Below are 11,830 nucleotides of genomic sequence, written 5' to 3' on the forward strand. Positions count from 1 at the left end.
CCCTCTATTTGCACAAGACTATAAGCCAAACATCTCGACTTGCCGCGCTCCGCGCCCCGCTATATCACGGCTTACAGCCGCTATCCGCGCGCTACTAGTCCAGCGGAGGCGTTGTCACGCCCTCGCGTTCCGCCTGCTTGCGGTGAGCGATGCGGCTGGCCGCGGACGCCGCGATGGCGCCGACGATATCGTCCAGGAATGTGTGGATCTCGCCTTCCGTCTTGCTGTTAAGCCTAACGAGGATGCCCGGTTTCACTTTGTCGATAAAACCGAAGTTCGTAAACCCGATGCTGCCATACACGTTGACGATCGATAAGGCCAATATTTCGTCGCAGCCGTACAAGCCCTCGTCATGTTGAATCATCTCCTGCAACGGGGGCAGCAGCTTGCCCTCCTCCGCCAGCATATCAAGCTGAATGCCGGTCAGAACGGCGTTCTGCACCTCGCGCTTCGACAACACGGCATCTACATGAACCATACATTCGTCCAGCGTCAGCTCAGGGAAATAATCCTTCTGCAGGAAATGCACGAGCTCGGCAATTTCCATTTTGGTGACTCCGCGTTTCTCCAGCCATTCTTCTGTTGCTTCAGCCACCTTTTTACTATTTAAGCTATATTTTGCGGGATTGCTCATCTTCTTTGTTCCCCCTCATGATTTTGTGGACAAAACTGGTCTAAAACAGGGAAGGGCTCGTATACATAGTACTACAAATAAGGAGTTGTACAAAGCCGACAGGCAATATTCATTGGGGAGGAATTGTAATCATGGTTCAAAAAAGATGGATTCGCCATACCGCATTAACCGCCGTACTCGTATTGCCGGTCATTACGGCAGGCTGCGGACTGTTCTCTCAGCAAACGAGCAAGTCAATCGATCCGCCGCCGTCACACGTGGAAACAACGGAAAACAACGACCCTACCGGACAGGCTCCGGTGGACGGGCAAGCGGGGGGCTCCAGCCTGACCGTGTATCTGCAAGATCGAAACGGTTACTTGGCGCCAATCTCGATTCCGATCGCTTACGGAGCCGAAGAGATGCCGGGACAGAAGGCGCTGGAGCTGATGGTGGATGGCGGCACATACGCGTCTACGCTGCCGGAGGACTTCCGCGCGCTGATACCGCAAGGCACACAGATTTTGAGCTACAACTACGATAAGGAGCGTCAGATCGCCCAAGTCGACTTCTCCGAGCCGTTTATTAGCTACAACGCGTTGGACGAGCGCGACATTATCGAATCCATCACTTGGACGCTGACCGCCATGAGCGGTATTAAAGGCGTAGAGCTGTCCGTGCAAGGCGAACCGTTAACGGAAATGCCTGTAGCGGGATTCCCGATTAATGGCGAGCTTACCCGTGCAATCGGCATCAACATCGAGCTGGCGGATGGCGTCGCCATTACGAACTCTTCGCCGGTGACGCTGTACTTCTCGGCCGATACGATGAACGACGAACAGTATTACGTGCCGATCACTCGCTTGATCTCCCGAGCAGATTCGCCGGCCTTGGCGGCTATGGATGAGCTCATCGCAGGGCCGCTGAACAAAAAGGCGTTGAACAGCGTTATTTTGCCGGATGTGGAAGTAGCGAGCATCGAAGAGAAGGACGGCATTGTCTTTGTAGACCTGGAAGACGCCGTTTATGAATCGGGTCATCAATTGCCGGCGGAAATGCTGCAAGCGGTCGTGCTCTCCCTGACGGAGACGACGGGAGAAGCCGAAGTCCAGATCCGCATCAATGGCGAGTCCAATCTGGTGGACACCAACAACAACGATTACAGCAAGCCGGTCGGCCGGCCGCATCATGTGAACGCATTGAAATCATAATATTTCCGCCCCGTTTGGAAAACGAATTTCTGCAAGAAAAGGGACCTCATCCTCCATTTTAAAGTGGAGTTGAGGTCCTTTCGCTTGTAACGCGGATATTCTCATGTTATTCGAACGCTTCGGGACAGTTGCTTCTTAATTATAAGTTTAGTTTATGTCACCTCTAAATAGCTAAAAATGCGGCCGTAAATGTAGCGATTCCGGGATTGTTTGAAACCTCTTTCATCCCTAACATGAAGGGGCAGGCGATATGCAAACGTTTTCTTGAGCATGTGCTGGAGGCGCCTGATAATTTTTGGTGGAAGAGAGGGAAGAGCATGATGAAAAAAGGTTTGGCCATTTTGCTGGCTGCGGCGTTGCTGTTAGCCATGCTGCCGTACGGGCAGAGGGGGCTGCCGATTGCAGCGGCAGCGCCTGACGAAGCGGAGGGAGAGAAGCTGCATTATTACATTATCCCCAGAAATTTCACTTCCTTTGGTTCATGGACGTTGACAGGCGAACATGTGACAGGACGCGCGACGGCTTCCGAGCCGGGAGGCGGCATAGACGAGGGAGAGCCGGCAGTGGCCAAGGTGAGCATTGAATCGGCCGGCGAATACAGAGTGTGGGTGCGGGATCGCGATTATGCCACCAATCAACCCGGTACAAGAACATTTCAGGCAAGCGTGAATGGCGAACGAATCAGCCATACCTTCGGAGCCCATGGACAGGAAGGTTTTCGCTGGAGCGATGGGGGCACGTTTACGCTCCATGCCGGTGTGAATGAATTGGCTCTTCACGATACTTCGGGTTTTTACGCCCGCAATGAGGGATTTTTCCTGACGAAAGAGCTATCGCTGATTCCACCGGAAGATTTGGACGAACTGAGAGCGCTGGCCGAACCCGAAAATCCGTTTTCGTTCCTGCCGGACGCGAATTTCCCTGCGTGGGCTGTAGCGGATGACTTGGTGGATGCAGAAACGGCATCCATCGAAAACGAGAAGTTCAGAATCGTGTTTTATCGCGGCGAAGGGGAACAGGGATCGCTGGTGCAGAACGAAATTTACATTAACGATTCTGGCCAGTGGCTGCGGGTCAAGGCCAGAACGGAAGAACTGGGTTTCTTGATGATGGCGGCGGCCGGCAGCGAACTTGTCGGGCAGTCCGGCGAGTTCCTGCAATTCAAGCAGGAGCTGAATGTGGACGGCAGTACGGTCAATATGGTGGTGGACGACTTCTTCCGAACAGGCGTGCCGGTATGGTTCGTCCCAAGCAGCTTCGAGCAGGTGGATGAGAAGCGGATCGATCTGGGGTTCGGGAATTCGGAAGCCGAATTGACTGTTCGATTCGAGTTTGACGATGTGACGCTCGATCCCAAGGTTACGCTGGATGCCGAGTTTGAGGAGGCGGGCGCGTATTCCTTCATGCTGTACAATGGCAACGAGACGCCGTACGAGGACTACGACACCGTCACGGCGCCGATGCTTTATGTCAAAAAATCGGTTCCGGCAGCGCCGACCGTCATCCCGGAAGCCTATATGTTCACGCCGATGGCTACGCTTCATTATGCGGCCGGGAATGAGCGGTTCCAAGGGGCGGAAATGACAGCCGGCATCGTAATGGACCCGTCTTCCGTGCCGCAGGACTTTGCCTATCCCGACACCTCTTCGTTCGGGCTGGTGCTGCGCGGTCCCGAAGGCGACGTCAGGCCGCAGCTTACGGCTCCGATGTTCGGCACGGAGCATAGCCGCTTCGATGCGGGCGAACGATATACGGTTTCGTATCGCATTCTCTATGAACAGGGCTCCTGGTACAATACGTTCCGACATGTCAGCGAAGATTTGTTCAAGGTCAGAGATTTGCGGACGAATTATTTCCATTCCTTGAATGAAGCCATATATAACGCTACCGACCTGATGATGGACGATGATTTCGGAGGCTGGGATGCCGTCAATATGGCTCATTACAATATGGAAGAACAGGATATGACAACCTTGTCCAACGCCATGTCGGCTTTGCAGCGCTACCTGCTGACGGAGGACGAAAGCCTGTTGGAGCAACGGGCCGTGCCTACGCTTGCTTTCATGCTGAGCCGTCAGAAGCAGCATTTCAAGATCACGGACAGCAAGGGCGGAGCCAGCTACTCCAGCGTGCTGCCGACGCCGCTCGGCGGTCCCGTGCAGCTGTTCAGCGCCCATGTATACGGCGGCTTGTACGAAATGACGCAGGGAAGAATGCCGTTCCTGCTGGATTACGCGCTGGACGCCGCTTCGACGCAGTCCAGCCTGACGGGAATAGCCGATCAGGCCAGCCTGTACGAATATACCGGCGATCAGACGCATCTGGATAACCTTGTGGAGTTGGCCGATCGTTACTTGACCAGCCATCCGAATGCAGGAGCGAACAGAGAAGCCCGGTTTATGGGCAGCTTTATCTACAGCGATTATATCCTTCCGTTAACGGCGTTCATGGCAGCCTACGAGGCGACCGGGGAGCAGCGTTATCTGGATGCGGCCGAGGAGACCGGAAGGCTGCTGCTGACCTCGCTGTGGACATCCGGGTACCATGACGACTATGCAGAGACGGACTACACGGTCACGCAGGAGAAGACGGGACCGCGCCTGCTGAATGCGGAGAAATATACGTTCTGGTGGCATGGGGACAAGCAGTGGCGGCTCGGCAATGAGGACGGAGGGGCCAAGCCGGCACAGGAATTGAACTTGCCGCTGCCGACGGAGACGGCTCCCGGCTGGCTTGGAGGCCGGGTCGGCATGGGAACCGAGCATACGGTGACGCCCGGTCACGGCAACATCATTACGATGAACAACTGGGCCGGGATGCTGTCGAAGCTGTCCGTCTATACCGACGATCCGTATTTCTATACGATGGCCCGCAATGCCATGATCGGCCGGTTCGGCAACTACCCCGGCTATTATCAGGATCGCATCATTTTCCATCAGATGAAAGAAGACTACCCGTACACCGGGCCCGACTACACATCGATCTACTGGCATCATATCCCTGTATTCATCAGCATGCTCGAGGATTTCCTGATCAACAGCGTTTGGGTCAAATCAGAGCAAAATATTTCGTTCCCGTCGCTCTATCAATCGGGGTACGCCTATTTCGCGTCCAATCAGTTCGGCCATGCGCCGGGCGAGTTCTATGGCGAGGACGGGATGTGGCTGTGGCTGGACCGGGACATTATCGAGCCGGACTCCAAGGAGATCAACTACATCGCCGCGCGCAAGGATGGCGTTCTCGGACTGGCGCTGATGAACGAGGGCAGCGATCCGCTGCAAACGACGATCCGTCTCGGGACGAAGACGAATCCCAATTATACAGGCATCGCCACCGTTTACGACGCTGACGGCAACACGTCGAACGTGCAGATTGAAAGCGGAGAGTTTACCGTCGACATTCCGGGCAAAGGCATCAAGTCCGTTATGATCCGGAATTTGGCCGAGGTGCGCACGCCTGCTTTCGCCAATCCGGATTTCGAATATTCGGATTATACGGAAGGCAACACGGTGGAGCACGGGCGGGGCAAAGGCCATGTCATCCAGGTCGCTCCGGATCATTATTACGCCTATGTATACGTATCGGATTTGAACAGCGCGACCGAGAAGGTCACGATTAACTACATGATTGGAGACGAGACGTTTACGCAAGAGAAGAGCGGTTATCCTTACGAGTTTCTGATCAAGGTGGACGATCCCGACGAAACCTTCCGTTACGAATTGGTTGCCGACAGGGTTGGCGGTTCGACGGAGCTGCTCAGCGGCGGGGAGCTGAAGCCGTACGATTTCACCCATCCGGGGCTGAGCGTGGAACCGAAGCAATTGGGGCCTGTGCTGGAGCTGGACTCCAAGGCGCTGCGCAGCGGCATGAGCCCGACATCCGGCACGCTTCGATTTGTAGTGCCCGCAGAGGATTTCTTCCCGATACTGCCCGCCGTCGATACGCTGAAAGACATGAAAATATCGGGAACATTGACGCATAAGACGGACGGCTCGGTCAAACGGCTGATCAGCGAGGTGGTCGCCAGCGAAGTGAATACGGGCGCGGATACCGGCACACTGACGCTGGTCGTGAAGCCGACCATATCGGTGCCGCTGGCCGTTTACTCCGATCATGACGTAAGACTGTCGGTGACCGTCCCCGCCGATCAAGCACTGGCCTTTAATCCGCTCCCGGTTGCGGTCACGCAGGTCGGCATGGCCGCAAGCCGGAACGAAATCAGGCTTGTCGTCTCCCAGTCCGACTTCCCGCAGCCGCTTAAGGAGAATCAACTGAGCGGCCTTCGGATAAGCGGAACGCTGACAAGCAAGACGGATCAGTCGGTGCTGCAGCTGGCCTCCGTCATCAGGGGCAATGAAATCCGCACCAATGGGACGATTGTTCTTGTCGTCGAGCCTACGCCGGAGGTGCCGCTAAGGGAATACAGGGATTACGACTTCGATATTGCCGTCGATTATCCGGCGTTCTGGGAGCCGCTGCCGATCGACGAGCCGATCGACTTGACGCTGGCGCAAGCAGGCACGAGCCCCTCCCAGAAGATGCTTCGTCTTGTCGTGCCGACATCCGATCTGCCGTTCACCCCGGTTAATGGCGATCTGAAGGGATTGCGCGTAGCGGGAGAAATCCGCAATCTAAGCACCGGAGACATCCTGAGCTTGAACAGCTTCATTATGAACACGGAGGTTGCCGCCAATAACAGGACGGTGTTGGTCATTCCTCCTACTTCGACAGTTTCGCTTCGGGAGTATAAAGTTAGCGACTACGAAACGACGCTGACGGTGTACCCGCAGATCGCGGGCGCATGGAACATGAAGGCGGAGCGCAGCGGGGAATGGCAATACGAGGTCAATTCCGAGGGCAATGCAGTCACGCTTGTCGGTTATAACGGACTCGGCAGCCCCGTCATTCCGGAGAGAATTGCCGGTTTGCCCGTAACCGCCATTGGCATGTCGGCCTTCCGGAACAAAGACATCCGGAGCGTATCCATTCCGGACAGCGTAGTCGAGATCGGCCATTCCGCATTTCGCGGCAATGATCTGACAGTCGTCACGGTACCGGACGGAGTAGAGCGGATCGGCGATTCTGCCTTCCGTCACAACAAACTGCAGACATTAGTTGCGGCTGGCGCCGCTACGGTGTTTGACGGAACCCCGCTTGCTTTGAACACGGCAGGGCTGACGATATACGGCTTCGCGGATTCGACGGCCGAGCAGCATGCGGCGCAGCAGCAATATTCATTTGTTGCCATAGAGCCGATCGAACTTGATATGCAGCCGGACGGCATGGAGGGCTGGACCAGATCGGTTCAAGTCGAAGCGGCGGCTTCGAATGGCGATATCGCCATCGAAGGGATATGGTCGCAGGAAGCGGAGACGCCGGGCGACGATGCGGATTGGACAGCTCCGACTCCGGGAGCGGGCTTCGAGCTGGCGGGGGCGGACGGAATTTGGTATTTGCACGTCCGTGCCGAGGATGCGGCGGGTCTTCGTTACCACAAGGTTTCGCAGCCGTTCCGGCTGGACAATACGCCTCCGGACATTGAGCTGCAGATGAACGGAATCGAGTCCTCGAGTCCATCGGTCACGGTAGGGATATCGATTCTGGACGACGGGGCGGGAGTCGATCCGGCAAGCTTGCTGTACGCTTGGACGGCAAGCGCCACGGAGCCTGGCAACGATGCGGAATGGAAACCGTTCGAACCTGACGATGAAGTCGTTCTGGATCGGGGATGGGGGGACTGGTACTTGCATGTTCGCGCCGCCGATCACGCGGGCAATGAAGCCGCGCTGCACTCGAATACATTCCGTCTGCTCAATCCGAACGCTGCGGGTCCGACTCCGTGGGTTCCGCCGGCTAATGACGAGCACCCTTTGGAAGAGCAGGAGGAGAGTGGGGAACAGGGGGAGCCGGAGAAGGAGGGAACAAGTGAAGAAGAAGTGCGTCCGACTCCCGTATTTCATGATATTTCAGGCCACTGGTCCGAACAGGTGATGAATGAACTGGCAGCCAAAGGAATCATTTTGGGTTATCCGGACGGCAGCTTGCAGCCGGATCGGACAATGACGCGCGCCGAATTTATCGCTTTGCTGGTGCGGGCCTTCCATGCGCAAGCGGGATCGGCAGAAAAGCCGGATTTCGAAGATATGGCGGAACATTGGGCGCTAGCGGAGGTGGCCGCCGCCCAACGTTTGGGATGGATAAGCGGCACGGGCAACGGGCGCTTCTCGCCCGACGAATGGATAACCCGCGAACAGATGACGGTTATTCTGATGCGTATCGTTCAACCGCCGATATTGAACGGAGACGGAGAAACCTTCGGGGATATGGACAAGATTGCGCCATGGGCGCGCGAGTCGGTGTCCGCGGCTGCGGGCATCGGCATCATTGCCGGATACCCCGACGGCAACTTCCGTCCGGCTCAAGCCGCCACAAGGGCGGAGGCGGCCGCCGTACTGGCGAGAATACTGCTGCTGGACGGAATCGGCGAAGGTGAATGAATGAAACATGGGGCTGTTCGCATGACGGGAATGCCCCGATTTATACGCGAAAGGACCTCAAATTCACTGCAAAGTCGAATTTGAGGTCCTTTTCTTGAAAAAAACCGGCTTAAAATGGGATTCAAAAAATCACGATTTGGCTTTTGGGGAAAGCCCGTTAGTTGAATCCACACCCCTAAATGTAAAGGTGGTTGGATTGTCGTATAAAACGTGGCACAATTATAATGAATAAGATAATGACAGCGCTTTCAGTCGAGACGGCCATTTCTGCATGAGGAGGAGACATATGTATAGGCTGATTATCGTCGACGATGAAGAGGACATTCGGGAAGGACTGGCCGATCTGATTGATTGGCCCGGACTGGGCTTTGCGGTTGCGGCGATGTTCCAGGACGGGAAAGACGCCATTCGTTATATACAGGAGCATGGGACGGATGTTGTGCTTACGGATATTAAGATGACTTATGTCAGCGGCATCGATCTTGCACAATTCGTGCATAAACAAAATCTGCCCGTCAAGGTGGTCATATTAAGCGGATATCAGGAATTTGCGCTGGCCAGGGAAGCGATTCGTTACAACGTGTCGCATTATTTGCTTAAACCTACCGACATCGAGGAAGTATCGGACGTCTTCCGTAAAATTCACGAGGAGCTGGATCGGGACAAAATGAATCGAGAGCGGGAGCAGCGTAATCATCAGCATGTGAAAACGCTTCGGCCTCTGCTGATGGAGCAGTTTTTTGCCCATTTGCTGCATGGAGGCAGTCCGAATCGCGGGACCGATTACTACAAGGAGCAGTTGATGGTGCTTGGTCTGTCGCCCCATGCGGCGGACAACCGATGCTGTCTGCTTGAAGCCGAATGGTCGGATCCATCATCGAGCGCCGGCAAACGAGATCAGGATCATCGCCAAGCCATTAACGTGATAGTGACAAAAGAGCGTGAACAGATTCATTATGCTTGCATTCATAAGGACGACCGGCGCTTCTCCATTATCGGCAATGCTCTGACGGACGTATCCGAGGAGCTCCTGCAGAAGAAGGCGGAACATTATTTTCTACATATTCAAGGCTCCTTGTCGGTTTTGCCCGGGTTATCTGTCAAGCTGCACAATCTGAGGCTGTATCCGAATCTGGCCGAGCTGATCCATAGCGTTCGCGGGCCAACGGAGGAAGAGCAAATACACGAAAACGCGTCCGATAACGTTGCGGAGGAGGCGCATGGCGAGGAGCGGATGATTATTCGGCAGGCCAAACGTTACATGGAAGAGCGCTTCGACGCAGACCCTTCCATGGTGGACGTGGCCGACCACGTAGGGCTGAATCCCGTCTATTTCAGCCGCTTGTTCAAGCAGGAGACGGGACAGACCTACTCGGACTATTGCATCGATATGAGAATAAAAAAAGCGATTCAGTATTTGAAGGATCCCCGCTACAAAATTTACGAGATCGGTTATCTGGTCGGCTATAAGAATACAAAGTATTTCCTCAAGCTGTTCAAGCGGCAGACCGGACTAACGCCGTCGGAATACAGGGATCAGCTATGAAAAAAACGGAAATGAATTATTGGCGCTATATCCGCCACTATAAATTCAACAGTATATTGCTGAGAAACTTTTTGCTGATTATGACCCTCATCATCGTTCCGCTGGTTGGCATCAGCGTGTTCGTCTATGCGCACAATGATGCCAATATGCGGGCGGAAATCGAAAATTCCGCCCATAGCGAGCTGGCGCGGATCCGGGAATCGATGGATTTGATTCTGTCCGATGCGGAGCAATTGTCCGTCAGGCTCAAGGTAGACCCCGATGTCGTCATTCTGATGACGAGGAAGCTGTCCGCGCCGCTCAGCTACAGCGACGCGCAGCGAATATTGCGGATTCAGCAAACCTTGCAGACGATCAAGCTGACCAATTCGTATCTGGACTCCATCTTTATTTATTCGGAGCTGAACGACTTTCTGCTGACCGCGGGGTTCAGCACGACCCAAACCGACGATTATTACGCCCATTGGGGAACGCTCGGATTCATGCGAGACCGCCCCCATTATTGGGCGGCGGATTCGGCGCCGAACAGCGGGAAGCCGCTGCTCAGCTTTATTAATCGACTGAACGAAAGAGCGCCGGGAACCGGCGACGACGGCAGGATCGCGATCAACATGAATTTGAACAGTCTGGGCGATTTGCTGGGGGGCAACGAACAGCAAAACGTGTACATGCTGGATGACCGCGGCCAAATGATGTACAGCGGCGACGCGACGCAACTGAATCGGACGCTGGAGGAGAGCAATCCGGAGCTGGCGAGTCAGCTGGGAAGCATCCCGGCATCGCGCATTGTCAAGGTAAACGGCCTTAACCAGGTGCTGAGCAAGTTGCCGTCCGGCGTCATACGCGACTGGAGCTACGTGTCCGCCGTGTCGCTGGAGCGTTACCACCCCGAACGTTCAAGGGTCATTCATCTGATGGCGATTCTGTTACTGGTGAGTATCGGTACGGCGATTATTCTTGCCTTTATTATCGCTTTGCGCAGCTATCGTCCGATTCGTGAAATTTTATCGTTGATCGAGAATAAGGGGAATCCGTTCCATATCCTTGGCAAGTCCGATCAGCCAGACTGGAATGAAACGAGGTACATTCTGACCAACCTATCGGAGTCCTTTGATCAGAGCCATAGCATAGAGGCGCAACTGCAGGAGAAATACGAGCTGCTGCGCAAAGCTCAGGCGATCGCGCTGCAAGCCCAAATCAACCCGCATTTTTTGTACAATACGCTGGATTCTATCAATTGGAAAGTGATGAGATTGACCAGCGGCAAAAACGAGGCTTCGCAAATGATTCGTTCGCTGTCGCTGCTGCTGCGGCTCGCGCTGGAGACGAAAGAGGATTTTGTGCCGATCGGCAAGGAACTGGAGCATGTGAAGTTATATGTGGAATTGCAGAAGCTGAGATACAAAGAACAAATATCGTTCGAATGCGTGGTGGAGGAACGGGTGCTGGAATGCCGCATCGTCAAGCTGATGCTGCAGCCGCTGGTCGAAAATGCGATCTACCACGGCATCAAGCAAAGCGGACATAAAGGAATGATTAACGTCCGCATCTATTCAAGCAGAGACGTCATTATCATCCGTGTGCGTGACAACGGCGTGGGCATCCCGCCGCTTGTGCTGCAAGCGTTGAACGACAGTTTGCGCAGGGATCACTTGCAGGAGAACGAGCATATCGGACTGCGCAACGTGAATCAGAGAATCAGACTCGCTTTTGGAGAAAAATACGGTCTTACCGTGCGAAGCAAGCTGAATGCGGGGACGATCGTGGAGATGAGGCTGCCTATACTTCATACGGATTAGACGGCGGGGCGCAGGATGCCCCCCGTTTTTTTTTGTTGGAAATGAAAGTATTTTATTGGCGGCTAAATAAGCAACCTTAAATGTAAAGTGCGCGGGATTGTTTGGAAGCGGATTCAACACTATTCTGATAACACAGGCCGGCGCCAATCAACGACACAATAAGA

At 54.6% G+C, this 11,830-nt stretch carries 5 protein-coding genes; 4 read left to right on the plus strand and 1 reads right to left on the minus strand.

From position 1 onward, the window contains the following. Positions 1 to 94: 94 nt before the first annotated feature. Positions 95 to 634 (minus strand): phosphatidylglycerophosphatase A family protein, encoded by a 540-nt coding sequence (locus tag H7F31_RS14615; protein ID WP_187104771.1) that lies wholly within the window; start codon positions 632 to 634, stop codon positions 95 to 97. A gap of 131 nt (positions 635 to 765) precedes the next feature. Here H7F31_RS14615 and H7F31_RS14620 point away from each other — a divergent pair, with 131 nt between their 5' ends. The 4 genes from H7F31_RS14620 (at position 766) to H7F31_RS14635 (ending at position 11,666) form a co-directional block, all read left to right on the plus strand. After that, positions 766 to 1,824 carry a GerMN domain-containing protein gene (locus tag H7F31_RS14620; RefSeq protein ID WP_187104772.1) on the plus strand — a complete coding sequence of 353 codons (1,059 nt, stop codon included), beginning with the start codon at positions 766 to 768 and terminating at the stop codon, positions 1,822 to 1,824. Between the two features lie 317 nt (positions 1,825 to 2,141). After that, positions 2,142 to 8,321 carry an S-layer homology domain-containing protein gene (locus H7F31_RS14625; RefSeq protein WP_187104773.1) on the plus strand — a complete coding sequence of 2,060 codons (6,180 nt, stop codon included), beginning with the start codon at positions 2,142 to 2,144 and terminating at the stop codon, positions 8,319 to 8,321. 286 nt (positions 8,322 to 8,607) lie between these two features. Then, positions 8,608 to 9,867, plus strand: coding sequence for a response regulator (locus H7F31_RS14630; protein WP_187104774.1), 1,260 nt, complete (start codon positions 8,608 to 8,610; stop codon positions 9,865 to 9,867). Continuing rightward, a complete protein-coding gene (locus H7F31_RS14635; protein WP_187104775.1) occupies positions 9,864 to 11,666 on the plus strand; it encodes a sensor histidine kinase in 1,803 nt (600 codons plus the stop codon). The genes H7F31_RS14630 and H7F31_RS14635 overlap by 4 nt, the downstream gene beginning before the upstream one ends. The last annotated feature ends 164 nt before the right edge of the window (positions 11,667 to 11,830 follow it).

The organism is Paenibacillus sp. PAMC21692 (genome assembly GCF_014303795.1).
Taxonomy (GTDB): Bacteria; Bacillota; Bacilli; order Paenibacillales; family Paenibacillaceae; genus Pristimantibacillus; species Pristimantibacillus agaridevorans.

Excerpts from the sequence above, each read along its gene's own strand:
- H7F31_RS14615 (WP_187104771.1), bottom strand. The coding sequence starts at position 634 with ATGAGCAATCCCGCAAAATATAGCTTAAATAGTAAAAAGGTGGCTGAA.
- H7F31_RS14620 (WP_187104772.1), top strand. The coding sequence starts at position 766 with ATGGTTCAAAAAAGATGGATTCGCCATACCGCATTAACCGCCGTACTC.
- H7F31_RS14625 (WP_187104773.1), top strand. The coding sequence starts at position 2,142 with ATGATGAAAAAAGGTTTGGCCATTTTGCTGGCTGCGGCGTTGCTGTTA.
- H7F31_RS14630 (WP_187104774.1), top strand. The coding sequence starts at position 8,608 with ATGTATAGGCTGATTATCGTCGACGATGAAGAGGACATTCGGGAAGGA.
- H7F31_RS14635 (WP_187104775.1), top strand. The coding sequence starts at position 9,864 with ATGAAAAAAACGGAAATGAATTATTGGCGCTATATCCGCCACTATAAA.